The following is a 20,967-nucleotide window of genomic DNA, read 5'->3' as shown; positions in this document are numbered from 1 at the left end:
GTTGCCGGACGAACCGCGCGCCAACAACAATTTCGGCCACGCCTTGCAGGGGCGGCTCCGCCATGCCGAGGCGGCGCGCTGGTTCCGCCGCGCCCTGGCGCTCGACCCGGCCTACGCGGCGGCGCTCAGCAATCTGGGGTTGGCCGTGCAGCGGCTGGGCGGCGGGCGGCGGGCGGAGACGCTGTACGGGCGGGCGCTGCGGCTGACGCCCGATCTGGCGCTGGCCCATTTCAACCGCGGTCTGCTGCGGCTGGAGCGCGGCGATCTGGCGGAGGGCTGGGCCGGCTATGGCTGGCGCTTCGCGTCCGGGCAGGTGGGGGCGGGGCGTCCGCCGCGGATGCCCGCGTGGCGTGGCGAGGAACTGGCCGGCAAGCGCCTGCTGGTCTGGGGGGAGCAGGGGGTGGGCGACACCATCCTGTTCTCCTCGCTGTGCGCGGAGGCCATCGCGTGCGCCCGGTCCGTGGTGATCGAGACCGACCGGCGGCTGGTGCCCCTGTTCGCCCGTTCCTTCCCCGCGGCCCTGGTGCGCGCCCAGCGGCCCGATCCGGAGGGGGTGCCCGACTGCGACCTCCATGTTCCCATCGGCTCCCTGGCGCGGGTCTTCCGCCGGGACCTGTCCGCTTTCGCGGCGCAGGACGGCGGCTGGCTGGTGCCCGATCCGGAGCGGGTGGCCCGGTGGCGGGACCGGGTGGCGGCGCTCGGTCCCGGCCTCCGGGTGGGAATCGGCTGGCGCAGCGCGCTGATGACCGAATCGCGCCGGGCCGCCTACAGCCGGCTCGACCGGTGGGGGCCGCTGTTCGCCGTGCCGGGCGTGGTCTTCGTCAACCTCCAGTACGGCGCGTGCGAGGCCGAACTCGCCGCGGCGGAGCAGCGTTTCGGGGTGGCCGTCCACCGCTGGGGCGATCTGGATCTGACCGACGATTTCGACGGGACGGCGGCGCTGATGACGGCGCTGGACCTCGTGATCTCCCCCGCCATGGCCGTGGGGGAACTGGCGGCGGCGCTCGGCGTGCCGGTCTGGCGGTTCGGGGGGCGGGACTGGACCCAGCTCGGCACCGCGGTGCGTCCCTGGTTTCCGGCGCAGCGCCTGTTCCAGCCGCGCGCCGGGGAGGACATCGCCGACGTGCCGAAACGGATGGCCGCACAACTCGCCCGGCGACCTATCTGAAATTTCGGCGAAAAACAATTCGCAACTTTACGTGCTTTGCGGTAGAGTCGGGGTTCAGCGATCCATTCGCGCTTCCCCTTCGGGGGCGTGCCTGAAGGGAGGGGTGTCATGTCAGACGCATTGGCCGGCGTTGGTCAAATGGTTGCGGACCTCAACAAGTCCGTGTCCGCCGCCGTCGATCGCCTGAACGCCCAGCGGGAGGCGCAGGCCTCCGCGTCCGCGAACGTGCAGGAATTCCGCAAGGACGTCCGCAAATCCTCCGTCAACACGCCCGGTTTCGCCACCGACATGGGCGTTCTCGCCAAGAACGTGACCCGTCTGAACGTGGTCGGCGCGCTGGGCGCCGACGATCCCGTCGATTTCTACAAGTTCCGCGTGACCACGAAGGGCGAGGTGACCCTCGGCCAGGTGGGCGACGAGGGGCTGCGCGTCCAGGTGATGTCCAAGTTCGGCACCGTCCTGGCCGACAGCGACAAGAACAGCGGGAAGAATTACGACGCCTTCAAGAGCATGATGCAGGGCGAGTACGAGCTCGACCGCGGCGACTACACGCTGCGCCTGACGCGCGAGAAGGGGCAGTCGACCAAGGATCCCAAGAACTACGCCATCCAGCTCGGCATGGGCGGCTACACCCAGGATTACGACACGGTCGCCAAGGCCCCGAAGAAGGGGGAAAGCCCCTTCAACCTCTCCACCGGCCAGCAGGCCATGCTGGATGGGTTGAGCCAGGCGGCGTCGAGCCTGAACTCGATCCCCACCGGCCAGACCGGCACGCAGAAGCTCATGGGCAGTTTCAGTCTGTTCGTCTGAGCGCGTTTTCCATTCTCCGCAAAAGGCCCAAGCCCTTCCCCACCCGCGGGGAAGGGCTTTTCCGTCCAGGGGCCTGCGGTCTGCCCCGGTCGGTGTTCCTCCGCCGGCGTTATCCGCAATCGGCGGACCTTTCCCGCGCGGGAAATGTTAAGCCAACGCTATGACCGCACCGGACCACCCGATCATCCTCTGCCACGACTGCGGGGCGCAGCACGCCCTGCCGCCGGCGGTGCCCGGTCACCGCGCGGAATGCCGCCGCTGCGGCGCGGTGCTGCGCCATTTCCGCAGCGGCGGGTTGGGGCACGCGGTGGCCCTCGCCATCGCCTCGGTGATCCTGTTCGTCACCGCCAACCTTTTCCCGGTCCTGACCTTCGAACTGGAAGGGCGGGCGCAGACGGCGACTCTGCTCAGCGGTTCCGTGGCGCTGTGGGACGGCGGGTACGAGGTGCTGGGCGTCCTGGTCTTCTTCGTGCTGTTCCTGGCGCCGCTGGCTCAGGTTCTGGGCACGCTCTATGTCGTGATGCCTCTCGCCGCCGGGCGTCGGGCGGCGCCGGGGGCCGCCTGGACCTTCCGGACGGTGGCGCGGCTGCGCCGCTGGGCGATGGCCGAGGTCTTCCTGCTGGGCCTGATCGTCGCCTATGTGAAGCTGTCCGATCTGGCGGAACTGGAGCCGGGAGCGTCGCTGGCCGCCCTGGTCGCCTTCATCCTGGTGCAGGTGTGGGGGCAGGCGTCGCTCAGCCCCTTCGAGGTGTGGGAGCGGATCGCGCCGCAGACCCGCGCGGCCCAGGCCGCCGCCGCCGGTCCGGCGCGGTTGACCGCCTGCCACGACTGCCATCAGGTCGTCGCCGGGACGGAAGGCGATTGCCCGCGCTGCGGCGCCGGCCTGCACCACCGCAAGCCGGACAGCCTGCGGCGAGGCTGGGCGCTGATCGCCGCCGCGGTCATCCTCTACATCCCGGCGAACCTGCTGCCGATCATGACCGTGGTTTATTTCGGCGCCGGCCAGCCCGACACCATCCTGTCGGGAGTGGAGGAACTGATCGCGGCGGAGATGTGGCCGGTGGCCCTGCTGGTCTTCTTCGCCAGCATCACCGTGCCGGTGCTGAAGCTGATCGGGCTGGCCTATCTGCTGTGGTCGGTGCAGCGGCGCTCGCCGAAGCGGCGGCGTGACCGGACGCGGCTCTACCGGCTGATCGAGGGGGTGGGGCGTTGGTCCATGGTGGACATCTTCATGATCTCGCTGCTGGCGGCCCTGGTCCAACTGGGCGCCATCGCCACAATCCATGCGGAGCTGGGGGCGGTCGCCTTCGCCGCGGTCGTGGTCATCACCATGCTGGCGTCGGAGTCCTTCGACCCGCGGCTGATCTGGGACGAGCCGCAGCGCCGGGATTCCTCCCATGACTGAACCCGCCATGACTGAACCCGCCATGACTGAGCCGCGCCCGAACACGGAACCGGCCAGCCCGGTGATCCGCCGCCGCCGCGGCCTGCCGCTGGTCTGGCTGGTGCCGCTGGTCGCCGCCCTGGTCGGCGGCTGGCTGGCCTGGAAGACGCTGAACGAGCGCGGCCCGACCATCACCATCACCTTCGACACCGCGGAAGGGCTGGAACCCGGCAAGACCCGCGTGCGCTACCGCGACGTGGATGTCGGGACGGTGCAGGGGGTGGCGGTGTCGCCCGACCTGTCGAACGTCATCGTCACGGTGCGCATGGTGAAGGGGGCGGCCTCCTACCTCAACGACCGGACGAATTTCTGGGTGGTGAAGCCGCGGCTGGGCTTCGGCGGCGTGTCGGGCCTCAGCACGCTGGTGTCGGGCGCCTACATCGGCATGGACCCCGGAACCGGCGGCGGCCAGGCGCTCACCGCTTTCCGCGGGTTGGAGGAGCCGCCGCTGATCCGCTCCAGCTCGCCGGGACGGCGCTTCGCGCTGCGGGCCGACCGGCTGGGCGGGCTGGGGCCGGGGGCGCCGATCACCTACCGCGGCATCCAGGTCGGCGAGGTCGTGGGCTACGAATTCTCCCAGGATTGGCAGTCGCTGACCCTCCCGGTGTTCATCCACGCGCCTTACGACCGCATTGTCCGCCCGAACACCCGGTTCTGGAACGCCAGCGGCCTGTCGGTTTCCATCGGGCCGGAGGGGCCGACGGTGGCGCTGGAATCGCTCCAGTCGCTGGTGACCGGCGGGGTGTCCTTCGAGACGCCGGGGCTGGGCGGTCCGTCCGACAGTGGAGAGACCGCGGCGGAGGGCACGGACTTCCCCCTCTACGAGAGCCGCAACGCCGCCAGCGACGCGCGCTTCACCCGGCGGGTGCCCTTCCTGGTGCATTTCGACGGGTCGGTGCGCGGCCTGCATCCGGGCTCCGCGGTGGAGTTCCGTGGCATCCGCGTGGGCGAGGTGACCGACATCCGGCTGGACGTGGACCCGGTGAGCGGCGAGGCCCGCATCCCCGTGACCCTGAACATCGAGCCGGAGCGGCTGGGCGCCGACCTGCCCGCGTCGCGCGACACCGAGATCGCCTACGCCCGCATGAAGACACTGGTGGAGCAGGGGCTGCGGGCGCAGTTGCGCACCGGCAACCTGCTGACCGGCGAGCTGATCGTGACGCTCGACCTGTTCCCCAACGCGCCGAACGAAACGTTGATCACCGGCGGTCCCTATCCGGAGCTGCCGTCCCAGCCGAACGTGCTGGACACGGCGACCCGCACCGCCACCGACCTGATGAACGAGCTGGCCCGCGCCCCCATCGCCGAAACGGTGACGGAGTTGCGCTCCACCATCCAGAAGGCCGGCGCGCTGCTCGGTTCGCCGGAGGTGGCGCAATCCCTCGTCTCGCTCAGCCGGTCGCTGGCGGAGCTGGAGAAGACCACCCAGACGCTGGGCACGGAGGGAGGGCCGACCATCCGCGCCCTGCGCGACGTGGCGGAGAACACCTCCAAGCTGGTCCGGCAGGCGGAACAGACGCTGAGCAGCACGGACAGTCTGGTCAACACGACCAAGCCCGTCGCCAGCGACCTCCAGGGGCTGGTGCGCGAGCTGACCGCCGCGGCCCGGTCCATCCGCGGCCTGACCGACTATCTCGAACGCCATCCCGAAGCCCTGATCCGGGGCAAACGCGGTTGAGGACACCCATGGCCCCGATTCCCGACACCCGCCGCCTTCTGCTGTGCGCCTCTGTCCTGGCCCTGCTGGCCGCCTGCAGCACGCCGCCCAGCCGCTTCTACCATCTGGACGCGGCGGCGCCGGACGCCGCGCCGCCGCGGAGCGCGGACGCCCAGCGGCGGGTGATCGGGCTGGAGGGCGTGAAGATTCCCGGCTACCTCGATCGGCCCGAACTGGTGCTGCGGGCGCCGGGCAACCGGCTGGTGGTCATGGAGTTCGACCGCTGGGGCAGCCCCATCGACGAGATGGTGACCCGCGCGCTGCTGCGGAACCTGGAGGCGGATCTGCCGGGGGCGGAGGTCGTCGGCCTGCCGCTCCAGCGCGAATTCCCGCTGTCCCAGGTGGTGGAGGTCACCCTGGACCGCTTCGACGCGGCGGAGGGCGGGCCGGCGGTGCTGGAGGCGCGCTGGCGCGTCTTCGACCAGGGCGGCGACCGTCTGCGGCGGCTGGGCCACACCGCGGTGCAGGAGCCGGTGGGTGGTGCCGCCGACCGGGGTGCCGATCCGGGAGCCGTGGCGGAGGCCCTCGGCCGCACGCTGGCCCGGCTGGCGCAAGATATCGCAAGCGCGCTGCGCTGATCCCGACCGTCTGTTCTAAAACCGGCCGGTCAAATGAAAATGTTCGATTTTCGATAGATTGTCTCAAATGCTGCGCCGCAAAAGCCGCCAATTGTCCCAGTTTTTGGGATCTGAAGTAACTTGGATGGTGCCCTGCGTATTTCGCAGAGTTTGATTGACTGGGATCAATGTGACAGGCTGACCTTCAGGCGCTTACTATTCGGGCAAGCGCGATGCTTGGCCGGGCGGTTCGTCCGGTCCGGCGCCGCGCAACGTGGCGCGGCCCCCGCCGGGGAGGGCAGGGACCGCCGCAGACCAACAGAGGCGCGTCATGGATTCCCTGATGTTCGAACCGAAAACCCCCGTTGCCGAAACCACGGCGCTGGACCCCTGGCGGGGTTTCGCGCCCGGTTCCTGGCGGACCGCGGTCGATCTGCGCGATTTCATCGTGAAGAACGTCCGTCCCTACGATGGCGACGGCGGCTTCCTCTCCCCGGCCAGCGACCGCACCCTGTCGCTGTGGAACAAGGTGCGCGACCTGCTGAAGGAGGAGCGCGCGGCCAAGGGCGGCGTTCTGGACGCCGACACGGAACTGGTATCCTCCATCGTCAGCCATGCCCCCGGCTACATCGACCGGGAGCTTGAGGTCGTCGTCGGCCTTCAGACGGACAAGCCGCTGAAACGGTCGATCATGCCCTTCGGCGGCTGGCGCATGGTCAAGACCGGCCTGGAAGCCTACGGCTTCACCCCCTCGCCGAAGCTGGACGAGGTGTTCCCGGCGCTCCGCAAGACGCACAACGACGGCGTCTTCGACGTCTACACCGAAGAAATGCTGCGCTGCCGGAAGTCCGGCGTCATCACCGGCCTGCCGGACGCCTATGGCCGCGGGCGCATCATCGGCGACTACCGCCGTCTGGCGCTTTATGGCGCCGATGCCCTGATCGAGGACAAGAAGGCCCAGTACAGGAGCCTGGAACTCGACCGCATCGACGAGAACACGCTGCGCCTGCGCGAGGAGATCACCGAGCAGATCCGCGCGCTCCGCGACCTCGTGACGATGGCGGAATCCTACGGCTTCGACGTGACCCGCCCGGCGGCCACGGCCTTCGAGGCGGTGCAGTGGACCTACCTCGCCTATCTGGCGGCGGTGAAGGAGGCCAACGGGGCGGCCATGTCGCTGGGCCGCGTGTCGAGCTTCCTCGACGTCTACATCGACCGCGACCTGCGCGAAGGCCGCCTGGACGAGGCGGGCGCGCAGGAACTGATCGACCAGTTCGTGATCAAGCTGCGGATGGTGCGCTTCCTGCGCACGCCGGAATACGACCAGCTCTTCTCCGGCGACCCGACCTGGGTGACCGAATGCATCGGCGGCATGGCGCTCGACGGGCGCACGCTGGTGACCAAGGGCAGCTTCCGCATGCTGCACACGCTCCAGAACCTCGGCCCGGCGCCGGAGCCGAACCTGACCGTGCTGTGGTCGGAGAGCCTGCCGGAGGGCTTCAAGAAATTCTGCGCCGAGACCTCGATCAAGACCTGCTCGGTCCAGTACGAGAACGACGACCTGATGCGGCCCTACTGGGGCGACGACTACGGCATCGCCTGCTGCGTCTCGGCCATGCGGATCGGCAAGCAGATGCAGTTCTTCGGCGCCCGCGCCAACCTCGCCAAGACGCTGCTCTACGCCATCAACGGCGGGCGCGACGAGGTGTCCGGCGAGCAGGTCGGCCCGGCCTTCGCGCCGCTGACCGGCGACGTGCTGGACCATGACGCGGTGGTGGCGCGGCTGCTGCCGATGATGGAATGGCTGGCGCGCGCCTACATGAACACGCTGAACGCCATCCACTTCATGCACGACAAGTACATGTACGAGCGGCTGGAGATGGCGCTGCACGACCGCGACGTGCTGCGCACCATGGCCTGCGGCATCGCCGGCCTCAGCGTGGTCGCGGACAGCCTGTCGGCGATCAAGCACGCCACCGTCAAGGTGGTGCGCGACGAGCGCGGGCTTGCCACCGACTTCGTGATCGAGGGCGACTATCCGGCCTTCGGCAACAACGACGACCGGGTGGACTCCATCGCGGTGTGGCTGGTGGAAACCTTCATGGGCCTGCTGCGCAAGCAGAAGGCTTACCGCGACGCGGTGCCGACGCAGTCGGTGCTGACGATCACCTCCAACGTGGTCTATGGCAAGAAGACCGGCAACACGCCGGACGGGCGCAAGGCCGGCCAGCCCTTCGCACCGGGGGCCAACCCGATGCACGGGCGCGACCGCAAGGGGGCCATCGCCTCGATGGCGTCGGTGGCGAAGCTGCCCTACGCCCACGCCCAGGACGGCATCAGCTACACCTTCACCATCGTCCCCGGCGCGCTGGGGCCGACCGAGGGTGAGCGGGTGGACAATCTGGTGGGCATGCTGGACGGCTATTTCGGCCAGGGCGGCCACCACATCAACGTGAACGTCTTCGACCGCGAGACGCTGCTGCACGCCATGGACCATCCGGAGCTGTACCCGCAGCTCACCATCCGGGTGTCGGGCTACGCGGTGAACTTCATCAAGCTGACCCGCGAGCAGCAGATGGACGTCATCAGCCGCACCTTCCACGGCGCGCATTGAGCGTCTGAAGTTCCCCTCTCCCCTCTGGGGAGAGGGGGTCCTACACCGCCCCCTGCGCATCCTCCTTGATGCCCAGCGCCTCCATCCGCTCATAGAGCGACGCCCGCGAAATCCCCAAAAGTTTGGCGGCCTTCGCCTTCACCCCGCCCGTGCGGGACAGGGCGCCGACGATGGCCGCGCGTTCCGTGTCCTTCAACACGTCGCTCAACGGGCGGGTGCCGCCCTCCGCGGAGCGGAGCGGAACGTCGCCACCCGCCGCCGGACCCGCCGTGCGGGGAAGCGCTGCGCGGATGTGGTCGCGGGTCAGGGCCGGATCGTCGGTCATGGCCGACACCCGCTCCAGCACGTTGCGCAGCTCGCGCACGTTGCCCGGCCAGTCGTAATCCTCCAGCACGGCGATGGCCCCGGCGGTCAGCTCCCGCGACGGGGCGGCGGCGGTGAAGGCCAGATCGTCCAGGATGCGGTCGGCGATGCTGCCGATGTCCTCCGTCCGGTCGCGCAGCGGCGGCAGGGTGATCGGAACCACGTTCAGCCGGTAATAGAGATCGGCGCGGAACTGCCGCTCGCGGACCAGGGCGTCGAGGTCGCGGCTGGTCGCCGCGATGATTCGCAGATCGACCCGGACCACCTTGTTGGAGCCGACCGCCTCGAACTCACGCTCCTGAAGCACACGCAGCAGCTTGGCCTGGAGCGGCAGCGGCATGTCCCCGATCTCGTCCAGGAACAGGGTGCCGCCGTCGGCAAGCTGGAACTTGCCCTCGCGCATCTTGCGGTCGGCGCCGGTGTAGGCGCCGGGGGCGACGCCGAACAGCTCCGACTCCAGAAGGTTTTCCGGGATCGCCGCGACGTTCACCCCGACGAAGGGCGCCCCGGCGCGCGGGCTGGCGGCGTGGATGCCGTGGGCCAGAAGCTCCTTGCCGGTGCCGGTCTCGCCCAGCAGCAGGACGGTGCTGTCGAGCTGCGCGGCGCGGCGGGCCAGACGCTTCACCTCGCGCATGGGGTCGCTGTTGCCGATCATCTGCGACAGGGAGTATTTCGCCCGCCGCTCCTGCGCCAGCTCCTGCCGGGTGCGGTGCAGCTCCTCCTGGAGCTTCTGGTACTTCGACATCAGCGGGCGCAGCCGGTCGGCCCGGTCGAACAGGGCGAAGCCGATGGCCCCGATCAGCGTCCCGTCGTCCTCGCGCAGCGGCAGGCGGGTCACCACGATGGTCCGTTCCTTGATGTCCATGAGGTCGAGCAGCATGGACTGCCCGCTTTCCACCACGTGGCGCATCTGGCTGTTGGGGATGACCTCCTCCACCGGGCGGCCCAGCGCGTCGTCCGGGTTGCCGGAATAGCCGAGCAACTCCAAATAGCGGTCGCCGATCCAGGCGATGCGCGCGTCCCGGTCCACCACGATCAGCCCGACGCAGGCGTCCGCCAGATGATGGAACAGCGATTCCACAGCCCTGGCCCGCAGATGTTCGAAGTTCGGTTCGAGGCTCATGCCTTCTTCCTTCTTGGCGTCGGGAGGATGGGTCACAGGTGCGGACCTATCATCAAGTGGGGGTGCCGCACCAGGGAATCCAGTTGGGCGACGCCCGGCCCGCAGCGCACGGCGGCCCCGCGCCGAATTACGCCGTGTGCCGCCGGCCACGCTGTTGTATGGTGCGGGACGACGCCGACCGACCGGCAGACCGACCGCCCCGGAACTCCGTACTGGCATGCTGCCGAAGGCCGATCCGAACGACCCGACCATGCCGGACCATGAGCAACTTCTGCTTGCCGTCGCGCGCGACCGCGATCCGGCCGCCTTCCGCGCGCTGTTCGACCATTTCGCGCCGCGGATCAAAGCCTATGTGCGCCGGCTGGGCGCCGACAGCAGCGCGGCGGAGGAGCTGGTCCAGGACGTGATGATGGCGGTGTGGCTGCGCGCGGACCGCTTCGACCCTTCGCTGGCCAGCGCCGCCACCTGGATCTACACCATCGCCCGCAACCGCCGCATCGACCGCGTCCGGCAGGAGCGCCGGCCCGAGCTTCAGCCCGGCGACTTCGTGCCGGACGCCGGGGAGGAACTGCCGCCCGATCACCGGTTCGAGGCCGCCGAGACGGCCTTCCGCCTGCGCACGGTGATCGGCAGCCTGCCGCCGGAGCAGGCCGACGTGCTTCGGCTCGCCTATTACGAGGACAAGGTTCATGCGGAGATCTCCGCCGAGCGCGGCATCCCTCTGGGAACGGTGAAGACCCGCCTGCGGCTGGCCCTGGTCCGTTTGCGCCGGGCCTTCGGGGAGGGAGAGTGACCGTGCCGGCCCATCATCCCGCCCCCGAACGGCTTCTCGATTACGCCGCCGGCAGCCTTCACGAGGTGCAGGCGCTGCTGGTCGCCTCGCACCTTGCCTATTGCCCGGCGTGCCGGGCGCAGGTCGCGGAGATGGAAGCTTGCGGCGGCGTGCTGCTGGAGGATCTGCCGCCGGAGCCGGTGTCCGACGCCCTGTTCGGCGCTCTCATGACCCGGCTGGGCGAGGCGGCCGCTTCGCCGCCGCCCGCTCCGGCCCCGTCGTCCGGGGGCCTGTTTCCCGGCCCGCTGCGCCGCGCCATCGGGGCGGAGCCGGAGGCGCTGGACTGGGTGCGGGTCGTGCCGGGCGTCCATCTCTCCACCTGGGCCATCGGCGCGGGGACGGCCTCGGCCTGCCTGCTGCGCATGGCGCCGCGGGCGCGGGTGCCGGCCCACCGCCACACCGACAGCGAAATGCTGCTGGTGATGACGGGCGGCTTCTCCGACGAGTTCGGGGCCTACCGCGTCGGCGACGTGGCGTCCTACGACACCGGCACGCCGCACCACGCCGTGGCCGACGCGGACGGGGAGTGCCTGTGCCTTCTGGTGCAGGACCGGCCCCTGGTGTTCACCGGCCCGCTCGGCTGGCTGCTGAACCGGGGCTTCCGGTTCTGAGCGGAAATTTGGAACGGGGCGTGAACATTCCTTCCCCGCCGCGGGCGCGCGGCTGCTAGACTGCGGCCATGGCTGTGTTCGACGATTGCAAGGCCCTATGCCGCGACTGTGCGGCGGCGCTGCGCGGCACCGAGCCGCGCTGCCCGAAATGCGGCAGCCGGCGGCTGGTCCGGCATGAGGAGCTGCACGGCCTCGCCATCGGCCACATCGACTGCGACGCCTTCTACGCCACGGTGGAAAAGCGCGACCGGCCCGAGCTGGTCAGCCGCCCGCTGATCATCGGCGGCGACCGGCGCGGGGTGGTGGCGGCCTGCTGCTACGTTGCGCGGATGGCCGGGGTGCGCTCCGCCATGCCGATCTGGCAGGCGATGGAGGCGTGCCCGGACGCCGTGGTGCTGCGGCCCGACATGGCGAAGTACAAGGCGGTGGGCCGGCAGGCGCGGGAGTTGATGCACGCCTTCACCCCGCTGGTGGAGCCGCTGTCCATCGACGAGGCCTTCCTCGACCTGTCCGGCGTGGGAGAGCGGCTGAGCATCAGCCCGGCCCAGGCGCTGGTCGAACTGGTCCGCCGCTTCGAGAGCCAACTGGGCATCACCGCCTCGGTCGGGCTCAGCTACAACAAGCTGTTCGCCAAGATCGCCTCCGACCTGGAGAAGCCCCGCGGATTCTCGGTGATCGGGCGGGGGCAGGCGCTGGATTTCCTGGCGCCCAAGCCGGTGTCGATCCTGTGGGGCGTCGGGCCGGTGCTCCAGCGCAAGCTGCAATCGGACGGCATCCGCACGGTGGGCGACCTGCGCGGCTGGACGGAAATCGACCTCGTGCGCCGCCACGGCAAGATGGGCCGCCTGCTGCACCGCTTCGCCCGCGGCCAGGACGACCGCCGGGTGGAGCCGGAATCGCCCAGCAAGAGCATTTCCGCCGAAACCACCTTCGACTGGGAAACCGCCGACAAGGCCGCGCTGAAGGACGCGCTGCGCCCGCTGGCCGAAACGGTGGCCCGCCGCCTGTCCGCCGCGGGCTTGAGGGGGCGAAGCGTCGTGCTGAAGATGAAGACCGCCGATTTCCAGACCGTCACCCGCTCCCGCCGGGTCGATCCGCCGGCGCGGTCGGCGGGGCTGATCTGGCAGACCGGCTGCGAGATGCTGGACGCCGAGCCGGACGGGCGCTCGATCCGGCTGATCGGCGTCGGCTGCACCGACCTGCTCGACCCGGAGACCGAGGCGGAGCCGGGCCTGTTCGACGGTTTCGGTCCGTCTCCGCCGGGCTGAAGCGAATTCGGACCATTCCGGTCCAGGGCCTGCTTGCCGCGGACCGGCGGGGGCGCCCACTCTTCCCCGGTATCGTTCGAGGACGGGCCGTTTCGGAAGGGAGGGACGCGATGAGTCAGGCGGTGTGCGCGGGGGCCATGATGACCTGCAGCTTCGGGGCGGCGCCGTCCGCGCTGGTGGTGCTGCCGATGAACCGGACGATGGCCGGCGGGCCGCCCATGGCAAACATCATGGACAACAAGCCGATCATGAACATCCCGCCCTTCGGCGTGTGCACCAGCCCGGCCAACCCCGTGGTGGCCTCGATGATCCCGGTGCCGCCGCCGGGCGTGGTCAAGCCGCAGCCCTGCGTTCCCTGCACCGTCGCCCCCTGGGTGCCCGGCGCCCCGACCGTGATGGTCGGCAACATGCCGGCCCTGACCTCCACCAGCAAGCTGATGTGCAATTGGGGCGGGGTGATCCAGATCGTGGTGCCGGGTCAGTTCACCGTGCAGACGCCCTGAGCCCGCGAACCGCGGCGGCTTACGCCTCCAGCACGGACTCCACCTCGGAAAGGTCGCTCAGCCGGCGGGCCAGCTTGTCCGTGCACTGGATTTCCAGGATGCCGAAGCCCGCGTTGGGGGATATCGCGTGCAGATCGCCGGCCATGCCGTTCTGGCTGGCGAAGCGCTTGACCCGTTCCACCATGGCGTCGCGCTCGGGCCGGCCCGGACGCAGGCCGGGCAGGGGACGTGTGAACAGGATCTTGTAACGTTTGAACATGGCGTGGGCCATGGGAGGGGCACCCGGCCTGAAGACGAGGGAAGGACGTGCCGGGGGATGTGGCACGTCCTCCCCCACCGGTGCAAGCCCCACCGGCGCCCGTCAGTCCTTGGTGGGCTCCACATTCTCCGCGCCCTTGCGGGTGCCGCCGAAGCGGTCGGCGCCCTTGGCGTCGGGGGCTTCGGGCTTCTTGTGGTTGCCGGTGTTCTGCTGGCCGTCGGTGTGCTTGACGGTTTCCTCGGTGTGGGGCTGCTTCATCGCGGGGCCTCATGCTCCGTTCGGAATGGTCACCCCATCAACCGGCCGGGCCTGCGCCCGTTCCATCAGATCACGTTGGTTTCCAGCAGGGGGCGGTTCTCCACCAGACGGTCATAGGCGAAGGCCGAGAGGTCCAGGCTGCGGTAGGCGCCGGTCGTGATCAGCTCCGCCAGCCCCCGCCCGGCGCCCGGCGCCTGTTGCAGCCCGTGGCCGCTGAAGCCGTTGCAGAACAGGAAGTTGCGGAGGTCCGGGTGGGGCCCGATGACGGCGTTCTGGTCGATCTCGTTGTATTCGTAGAAGCCGGCCCAGGCGTTGGTGACCTTGATCGCCTCGAAAACGGGGACGCGCTCGGCCAGCGCCGGCCACATCATCTCCTCGAACAGGTCGTGCTCCACCGTCAGGTCGTCGGTGTCGGGATCGCGGTCGGCGGGCGGCGGGGCGCCGCAGATGAATTGCTTGCCCTCGGGCCGGAACCACACGCCGGACGGGTCGATGACCAGCGGGCAGCCGGGAAGCTCCTCGCGGCAGTCGAACACGAAGACGCAGCGCTTGCGCGCCGATACCGGCAGCTCCACCCCGGCCATGGTGGCGACGCGGCGCGCCTGCGGCCCGGCGGCGTTGACCGCCACCCCGCAGGACAGCCGCCGCCCGTCGGCCAGCCGCACCGCGGCGACCTTGCCGGCGGCGGTGTCGATGCCCGCCACCTCGCCCGCGATCATGGTGACGCCCAGCGCCTTGGCCTTGCGGCGGAACGCCTGCATCAGGCTGTAGCCGTCGAACCAGCCTTCCCCGGACAGGCCCAGCGAGCCGAGCGCGATCCCCCCCACCGACAGCCAGGGGAAGCGGGCGGTCAGCTCCTCCGGCGACAGCAGCGCCACGTCGGCCCCGCAGGAGGTTTGGATGGCGTTGTTCCGGCGGAGGATGTCCTCCCCCGCCCCGGTCGCCAGATAGAGATAACCCGGCTCCCGCAGCCCGAGATCCACCGGGTCGCCGTCCACCGACAGATGCCCGGCCGCGTTGCGGATGAAGGACAGGCCGAACTGCGACAGGGCGATGTTCGCCGGGGTCGAGAACTGCTGCCGGATCGAACTGGCCGACAGGGCGGAGGAGGCGCGCTGATAGGTCGAATCCCGCTCCACCACCGCCACGCTGCCGCCGAAACCGGGGTCGCTCGCCAGGAAATAGGCGACCGCGCAGCCCATCACACCGCCACCGACGATCACGACGTCGTACCGATCCGTCATCGAATGCTCCCTGTCCCTGTTCCGTGACCCTGCCGGTCGTTTCGGTGATCGGGCCAGAAGCCGGTGCCGCCGTCAAGCGGACTGGTGGACAGGGGCAGGGGGGAGGGAGCGGTTTTCAATGAATCCCCGGCGCCTCCTGCCCGGTGCTCGCCACATACTCGGTGTAGCCGCCGCCGTACTGGTGAATGCCCTCCGGCGTCAGCTCCAGCACCCGGTTGGACAAGGCCGCCAGGAAATGCCGGTCGTGCGACACGAACAGCATGGTGCCCTCATAGGCGCCCAGCGCCGCGATCAGCATCTGCTTGGTGTCGAGGTCGAGGTGGTTGGTCGGCTCGTCCAGCACCAGGAAGTTCGGCGGGTTGAACAGCATGGTCGCCATGACCAGCCGGGCCTTCTCGCCGCCGGACAGGACGCGGCACTTCTTCTCCACATCGTCGCCGGAGAAGCCGAAACAGCCGGCCAATGCGCGCAGCGATCCCTGGCTGGCCTGCGGGAAGGACGCCTCCAGCGATTCGAAGATCGTCTTGTCGCCGTCCAGCAGGTCCATGGCGTGCTGGGAGAAATAGCCCATCCGCACGCTGCCGCCGACCGCGACGGTCCCGGAGTCCGGCTCGGTCGCGCCCGCCACCAGCTTCAGCAGCGTTGATTTGCCGGCGCCGTTGACGCCCATGACGCACCAGCGCTCCTTGCGGCGGATCGTCAGGTCCAGCCCCTCATAGATGGTCCGGCTGCCGTAGCCCTTGTGCACGTTCTTCAGCACCGCGACGTCGTCGCCGGAGCGCGGGGCCGGCGGGAAGTCGAAGGTGACGAGCTGGCGGCGCTTGGGCGGCTCGAACCGCTCGATCTTGTCGAGCTTCTTGACCCGGCTCTGGACCTGGCTGGCGTGCGAGGCGCGGGCCTTGAAGCGCTCGATGAACTTCAGCTCCTTCGCCAGCATGGCCTGCTGGCGCTCGAACTGCGCCTCCTGCTGTTTCTCGCGCAGCGCCCGCTGCCGCTCGTAGAAGGTGTAGTCGCCGGAGTAGCTGGTCAGCGACCCGCTGTCGATCTCGATGATCTTGGTGACGATCCGGTTCATGAACTCGCGGTCGTGCGAGGTCATCAGCAGGGCGCCCTCGAAGCCCTTCAGGAAGCCTTCCAGCCAGATCAGGCTTTCGATGTCCAGATGGTTGCTCGGCTCGTCGAGCAGCATGACCTCGGGCCGCATCAGCAGGATGCGGGCAAGCGCCACGCGCATCTTCCAGCCGCCGGACAGCATGCCGACGTCCATCTCCATCATTTCCTGGCTGAAGCTGAGGCCGGCGAGCACCTCGCGCGCCTTGCCCTCCAGCTCGTAGCCGCCCAGCTCGTCGAAGCGGGCCTGCACCTCGCCGTAGCGCTCGATGATGGCGTCCATCTCGTCGGCGCGGTCGGGGTCGGCCATGGCCGCCTCCAGCTCCGCCAGCTCCGCGGCCACGGTGCTGACCGGGCCGGCGCCGTCCATGACCTCCGCAACCGCGGAGCGGCCCGACATCTCGCCGACGTCCTGGTTGAAGTAGCCGATCGTCACCTGCTTCTCGATCGCCACCTGACCGGTGTCCGGCAAATCCTCGCCGGTGATCATGCGGAACAGCGTCGTCTTGCCCGCCCCGTTGGGTCCGACGAGTCCGATCTTTTCGCCCCTGTTCAACGCCGCCGATGCTTCGAGGAAGAGGATTCGGTGACCATTCTGCTTGCTGATGTTGTCGAAGCGGATCATGTGCGGCTTGGTTCCTGTGGCGTTGCGGGGCTCTTATGCCACAGGATGCGCGATGCGATGGAGTCCTGATCGGTGCCGTGCGAAAATCGCAACCCGGGGGCCGCCGGCACCCGACCGGCTGGGAGGACCGCCATCATGACGCCGTTTCCGTTTCCGCCGAATCCCGGCCTGCGCCCGCACCGCGTCTGGGACTACTGGCGCCCGGCGGGGAGCGGCATCGTCGAGCTTGGAACGGTTCGCGGCCTCGATGTGGCCTTGCCGGTGCATTTCCACCGGGAGGACCAGTTGACCTTCGTCCTTGCCGGGCGGCGGCGCTTCGTCATCGGGGACGAGCGTTGCGAGGCCGCTTCCGGGCAGGGCGTGCACATTCCCGCGGGAACGCCCCACCGCTCCCTGTGCGAGCCGTCTGAGGTCGTCTGCATAAACATTTACGCCCCGCCCGGGGCCTATGCGGCGGGCGACATGATGTCCGGTCTGGCCCGGCATTGGCGGAGGACGGGCGGGATGGGATGGGCCGACCTTGCGCTCATCGCCGAGGATCATCGTCTCTCCATCGGGAGCGGTGCGGGGCCTGCTGTGGCGGAGCCTGCGGTGGGCGGCGAGCCGTGGGAAACCGTCGGCGCGGCGGCGCGGCGCGCGGGCATGAGCCGCGAGGGCTTTTCCCGCCGGTTCCGCCGGTGCCACGGCGTGCCGCCCCACGCGTTCCGGCTGCTGGAGAGGCTGAACGACGCGCGGCGGCTGCTCCGTGCGGGCGAGCCCATCGCGGCGGTCGCCGCGGACACCGGCTTCGCCGACCAGAGCCACCTGGGCCGCTGCTTCCGGCGTGCCTTCGGCGTGACGCCGGGCCGTTACCGCACCGGGTAGGTCACATCCGTACCAGACCGCTGCCGCACCGGCTGCTACCCATCCGCCCGAGAGCGCCGCGAGGACCGGGGTCCGAGGGCGCGCCCACGCAAGTCTCGGGAGCATGCCATGTCAGCCGCAATGTCCGCAGTCTCTTACTTCCTGGTGGTCGGCGCCGGGGTGAGCGTCGCCTTGCAGCAGGTGTTGAACGCCAATCTGCGGGCCGAACTCGGGTCGCCCTGGTGGGCGGGGTTCGTCAGCTATTTCGTCGGCATGGTGGCGATGCTGGCGGTGGCCCTGTCCAGCCCGGGGCCCCGTCTGGCCGACATGGCGGGCGCGGTTGGGGCGGGCGGTGCCGGTTCGTGGATGTCGTGGACCGGGGGGATGTTCGGCGCGCTGTTCATCGGAACCGCCATCCTGATGGTTCCCCGCCTGGGCGCCGCGACGGTTCTGGCCCTGATCGTGGTCGGCCAGATGCTCGGCTCGCTCGCCTTCGACCATTTCGGCCTGTTCGGCCTGTCCCATCACCCGGTGAGCCCAACCCGGCTGGCCGGCGCGGCCTCCCTGATCCTGGGCGTGGTCCTGATCCGGCTGTGACGCCCTTCAGGCGCCTGTTTCCCTCCGCGTCACTCCGGCGGTGCGTTCCGGAACCTTCTGCCTTTCGCCGGTGTTGCTTGGCGGCAGCGTCAAGAGGGGGAGTCGCCGGCATGAACCGAGCAACCGATCCGTATGCCGACACCATGCGCGGCGTCGCGGCGGGCGCCACAGCAACCACCACAGCAGCCACCACACCCGCACCGGACACCTCCGCTTCGCAGCGGGGCGGGCGGCGGGGGCCGGACGAGATCGAACAGGACATCCACGCCATCCGCGGCCGCATGGACGCAGTGCTCGACGAGATCGAGTTCCGCCTGTCGCCCGGCCAGATGTCGGGCGGCGTCGTCGAGGTGGTGCGCGACGTGGTCGAGGGCAACCCGACGCGCGTCGCCCGCGCCATCCGTTCCAACCCCTGGCCGTTGGCCGTGATGGCGGTGGGCGCCCTGTGGTTCGCCTGGACCGTGTCGCGCACGCCGGAGGACGCCGGGCGGATGCCGTCGCGAAGCCGTGCGGGGGACGCCGCCGACGGGACGGTCCAGGACGTGCTGGGCGTTCTGGTCGCCGCCTGCCGCCAGGGCGCCACCGGGTTCCGGCAGGCCGACATGGTGCTGGACGATCCGGACCTGACGCCGCGGCTGACCCAGGTCGCCACCCAGTTCGACCGCAGCGCCGCCGCCCTGGAGGCGGAGCTGGTGCGCCGCGGCGGCGACCGGAATCCGCAGGTGCCGGTGCACGCGGTCTGGCGGGATCTGGACGTTGAGCTGGGCGGGGTCCGGTCGCGCGGCGGGCTTCTCCGCGGTCTGGAAAGCGGCGTGGACGGCACGTTGGGGCTGTTCCGCAACAGCCTTCACGACGACCTGCCGGAGGAGTTGACGGTGATCGTCGGCGCCCATTTCCACGAGATCGAAACGGTTCGCCACCGCGTCGGCGCGTTGCGCGAAGCGGTCGCGTGAGGGGGCCGGCATGCTGGGGCTGAGCCGCCGTCACCGCAACCGCTATCCGCGCGTCGAAATGGGAGGAGGGCGGGGCCGGTCCGCCGTCCGGCCATCGGACATCCCGAAGGCGGGCTGGAAGGACATCCTCTGGCGCACCTGGGAGGAGCAGGGAAAGGACAACATTTCCATCGTGGCGGCGGGGGTGGCCTATTACGCGCTGTTCGCCATCTTCCCGGCCATCGCCGCGCTGGTCTCCATTTACGGCCTCGTTTTCGACCCGGCGGGCGTGGAGCAGCAGGTCAGCCAACTGGCCGGGCTGCTGCCGCCGGAGGCGCTGAACGTGCTGCGCGATCAGGCGCGCAACGTGGCGTCGGCGCCCCAGGAGGGGTTGGGCTTCGGCGTCCTGTTCGGCCTTCTCCTGACCCTGTGGAGCGCGTCACGCGGCACCAACTCCCTGATCACCGCGCTGAACATCGCCTATGGGGAGGAGGAGCGGCGCAGCTTCCTCTGGCTCGCCGTGCTGTCGCTGACGCTGACGCTGGCCGGGCTGCTGTTCATCATCGTGACGCTGGCGTTGATCGTGGCGGTTCCGGCGGCGATCAATCTCCTGGGATTGAGGGATACCCCCATCGCCTGGGTCGCCAGCCTCGCGCGCTGGCCCATCCTGGCGGGGGCGATCATGCTGGGGCTCGCCGCGCTCTACCGCTACGGCCCGGACCGGCGGGAGCCGAAATGGCGCTGGGTCACCTGGGGATCGGCCATCGCGACGGCGCTTTGGGTCATCGCGTCGGTGGGCTTCTCCGTCTACGTCTCGAACTTTGGAAGCTACAACCAGACCTACGGGTCGGTCGGAGCGGGCGTGGTGCTGTTGCTCTGGTTCAACCTGACCTCCTACGTGATCCTGATGGGGGCGGAACTGAACGCGGAGATCGAGCACCAGACCGCTCGGGACACGACCGAAGAGGACGGGCGCGGGCCGAAGCCGATGGGGCACCGCGACGCCTATGTGGCCGACACGGTGGGAAAGCGCAGAGCCTGAACGAGCCCGCGCCCCAGCCAGCCGAAACCACCCGGCGGCGGGGCGCGGCCCTCCCGCGCAAGTCAGCCCTCCCGCGCAAGTCAGATGGCGTCCACCGGGCCGGGGCCACTCCAGGGCGATGACCGGTATTCGGGAAAAGGGCCGTCCATCACATCATCTCGACGCTCAAGGTGGCGTCGAAAATGGCGAGCTTGTTTGCTTGGTAGGCCACCATCTCGCCAAGGAAGCTGTCCGATATCCACATGGGGGATTGGCCGCGCGCCCCGCTCCAGCCCAGACTGCCGGTCGCTTCGGCTTCCTGCAACTTGCGGTGAAGATGGCTGCGGGACAGCTTGAGCAAGGAAGCCAACAGACGGATCGAGACGATGTTCGTCATGATTCGTCCGTCGGGAAGCGTTTCCTGCAATCCGCAGAACAACTGCTCCATCAAAAGGCCGCCCTGGTTCAACCAGGTGAAAATCGCGAATGCGGGTGTGGGTTCCCGAATGGCCGTGTTGATCAGCAGCCTGTCGGTGATCGCCGGCTGGAGGCGGCCGAGGAGCGTCGTGTCTCCCGAAATCGCGCCGACACGGTTGCCACCGTCGAGGGCGTCCAGCGTCGAGAGATGGATGTCGATCCACCGGGTGATGGCGGCGATCGTCTGCTCGGCGGGGGCCGCCGGACGGGCCCGCCGATCCTGAGAAGCGACAGGAACGCTGAAACCGTAGTGGAGCATTTGCTTGAGGAAGGTTTCCGCTGTGTTCCTGCTCGTGATTTTATGAAGTTCAACGAATTCTCGGAACTCTTTTACCGTGATGCCTACTGTCTTTCCTTCATTTTGCCGCTGCTTGCGAAAATAAACCGCAAGCGCAGCCATCGCGAGCAACCACCCTTGCTGCGAAGCGAAAATGGAGGCCAGCCGCGCCTGCTCGTCGTAGACGGTAAGAAGCGCCTCCGACTGCCGCCGCAAAGCCGGAATGATGTCGGGGTGAGTGGCGATTCGGAGGGGGGCGAGGCTCATTGCGGCAACCTTACGCGAACATTCGCAGGCACACCTCTTCCGCGCCG

General features: G+C 69.3%; 20 protein-coding genes. 14 read left to right on the top strand and 6 right to left on the bottom strand.

Annotated elements, in window-relative coordinates; all coding sequences use genetic code 11:
* From QSG27_RS08660 to pflB, 6 genes are all read left to right on the top strand, one after another.
* On the top strand, positions 1 to 1,168 hold a 1,168-nt coding region (locus QSG27_RS08660), incomplete at its 5' end, for a tetratricopeptide repeat protein (protein ID WP_306705164.1).
* A 138-nt stretch (positions 1,169 to 1,306) separates the two neighbouring features.
* Positions 1,307 to 1,978, top strand: a complete 672-nt coding sequence (locus QSG27_RS08655) for a hypothetical protein (protein ID WP_306705162.1) — start codon at positions 1,307 to 1,309, stop codon at positions 1,976 to 1,978.
* 160 nt (positions 1,979 to 2,138) lie between these two features.
* A complete protein-coding gene (locus QSG27_RS08650) occupies positions 2,139 to 3,383 on the top strand; it encodes a paraquat-inducible protein A (RefSeq protein ID WP_306705159.1) in 1,245 nt (414 codons plus the stop codon).
* 22 nt (positions 3,384 to 3,405) lie between these two features.
* Entirely contained in the window at positions 3,406 to 5,100 is a 1,695-nt protein-coding gene (locus tag QSG27_RS08645; RefSeq protein WP_306705158.1) for a PqiB family protein, read from the top strand.
* 8 nt (positions 5,101 to 5,108) lie between these two features.
* Positions 5,109 to 5,717: a PqiC family protein gene (locus tag QSG27_RS08640; protein ID WP_306705157.1), complete on the top strand. Its 609-nt coding sequence runs from the start codon at positions 5,109 to 5,111 to the stop codon at positions 5,715 to 5,717.
* Between the two features lie 322 nt (positions 5,718 to 6,039).
* Positions 6,040 to 8,310, top strand: a complete 2,271-nt coding sequence (gene pflB, locus QSG27_RS08635; RefSeq protein ID WP_407653189.1) for a formate C-acetyltransferase — start codon at positions 6,040 to 6,042, stop codon at positions 8,308 to 8,310.
* Between the two features lie 40 nt (positions 8,311 to 8,350).
* Here the strand turns inward: pflB and QSG27_RS08630 are convergent, their stop codons facing one another.
* Entirely contained in the window at positions 8,351 to 9,796 is a 1,446-nt protein-coding gene (locus QSG27_RS08630; RefSeq protein WP_306705155.1) for a sigma-54 interaction domain-containing protein, read from the bottom strand.
* Between the two features lie 217 nt (positions 9,797 to 10,013).
* On the opposite strand from QSG27_RS08630, the gene QSG27_RS08625 reads away from it, so the two are divergent.
* The 4 genes from QSG27_RS08625 (at position 10,014) to QSG27_RS08610 (ending at position 13,010) form a co-directional block, all read left to right on the top strand.
* Positions 10,014 to 10,589, top strand: coding sequence for a sigma-70 family RNA polymerase sigma factor (locus QSG27_RS08625; protein WP_306705154.1), 576 nt, complete (start codon positions 10,014 to 10,016; stop codon positions 10,587 to 10,589).
* Positions 10,586 to 11,239: a ChrR family anti-sigma-E factor gene (locus QSG27_RS08620; protein ID WP_306705153.1), complete on the top strand. Its 654-nt coding sequence runs from the start codon at positions 10,586 to 10,588 to the stop codon at positions 11,237 to 11,239. The genes QSG27_RS08625 and QSG27_RS08620 overlap by 4 nt, the downstream gene beginning before the upstream one ends.
* A gap of 68 nt (positions 11,240 to 11,307) precedes the next feature.
* Positions 11,308 to 12,507, top strand: coding sequence for a DNA polymerase IV (locus tag QSG27_RS08615; protein WP_306705152.1), 1,200 nt, complete (start codon positions 11,308 to 11,310; stop codon positions 12,505 to 12,507).
* Positions 12,508 to 12,617: 110 nt separating this feature from the next.
* Positions 12,618 to 13,010, top strand: coding sequence for a DUF4280 domain-containing protein (locus QSG27_RS08610; RefSeq protein ID WP_306705151.1), 393 nt, complete (start codon positions 12,618 to 12,620; stop codon positions 13,008 to 13,010).
* A 19-nt stretch (positions 13,011 to 13,029) separates the two neighbouring features.
* Here QSG27_RS08610 and QSG27_RS08605 read toward each other — a convergent pair whose 3' ends face one another.
* The 4 genes from QSG27_RS08605 to QSG27_RS08590 all read right to left on the bottom strand — a co-directional run bounded on the left by QSG27_RS08605 (position 13,030) and on the right by QSG27_RS08590 (position 16,506).
* A complete protein-coding gene (locus QSG27_RS08605) occupies positions 13,030 to 13,281 on the bottom strand; it encodes a hypothetical protein (RefSeq protein WP_200483873.1) in 252 nt (83 codons plus the stop codon).
* A 90-nt stretch (positions 13,282 to 13,371) separates the two neighbouring features.
* On the bottom strand, positions 13,372 to 13,527 hold the full coding sequence (locus QSG27_RS08600) for a hypothetical protein (RefSeq protein WP_306705149.1): 156 nt from the start codon (positions 13,525 to 13,527) through the stop codon (positions 13,372 to 13,374).
* A gap of 65 nt (positions 13,528 to 13,592) precedes the next feature.
* Complete coding sequence (locus tag QSG27_RS08595; protein WP_306705146.1) at positions 13,593 to 14,771, bottom strand: NAD(P)/FAD-dependent oxidoreductase; 1,179 nt, start codon at positions 14,769 to 14,771, stop codon at positions 13,593 to 13,595.
* 115 nt (positions 14,772 to 14,886) lie between these two features.
* Positions 14,887 to 16,506: an ABC-F family ATP-binding cassette domain-containing protein gene (locus QSG27_RS08590; protein WP_306705143.1), complete on the bottom strand. Its 1,620-nt coding sequence runs from the start codon at positions 16,504 to 16,506 to the stop codon at positions 14,887 to 14,889.
* A 135-nt stretch (positions 16,507 to 16,641) separates the two neighbouring features.
* Here QSG27_RS08590 and QSG27_RS08585 point away from each other — a divergent pair, with 135 nt between their 5' ends.
* From QSG27_RS08585 to QSG27_RS08570, 4 genes are all read left to right on the top strand, one after another.
* Positions 16,642 to 17,370 (top strand): AraC family transcriptional regulator, encoded by a 729-nt coding sequence (locus tag QSG27_RS08585; RefSeq protein ID WP_306705141.1) that lies wholly within the window; start codon positions 16,642 to 16,644, stop codon positions 17,368 to 17,370.
* Between the two features lie 108 nt (positions 17,371 to 17,478).
* Entirely contained in the window at positions 17,479 to 17,946 is a 468-nt protein-coding gene (locus tag QSG27_RS08580) for a DMT family transporter (RefSeq protein ID WP_306705140.1), read from the top strand.
* 110 nt (positions 17,947 to 18,056) lie between these two features.
* Positions 18,057 to 18,899: a DUF3618 domain-containing protein gene (locus tag QSG27_RS08575; protein WP_306705138.1), complete on the top strand. Its 843-nt coding sequence runs from the start codon at positions 18,057 to 18,059 to the stop codon at positions 18,897 to 18,899.
* A 10-nt stretch (positions 18,900 to 18,909) separates the two neighbouring features.
* Positions 18,910 to 19,920 (top strand): YihY/virulence factor BrkB family protein, encoded by a 1,011-nt coding sequence (locus QSG27_RS08570; RefSeq protein WP_306705137.1) that lies wholly within the window; start codon positions 18,910 to 18,912, stop codon positions 19,918 to 19,920.
* Positions 19,921 to 20,068: 148 nt separating this feature from the next.
* Here the strand turns inward: QSG27_RS08570 and QSG27_RS08565 are convergent, their stop codons facing one another.
* On the bottom strand, positions 20,069 to 20,920 hold the full coding sequence (locus QSG27_RS08565) for a hypothetical protein (protein WP_306705135.1): 852 nt from the start codon (positions 20,918 to 20,920) through the stop codon (positions 20,069 to 20,071).
* Between the last annotated feature and the right edge of the window lie 47 nt (positions 20,921 to 20,967).

Source organism: Azospirillum isscasi, assembly GCF_030849505.1.
GTDB classification, from domain to species: domain Bacteria; phylum Pseudomonadota; class Alphaproteobacteria; order Azospirillales; family Azospirillaceae; genus Azospirillum; species Azospirillum isscasi.
The sequence above is the reverse complement of the archived record's forward strand: the minus strand, read 5'-3'. Positions and strand labels throughout refer to the sequence as shown.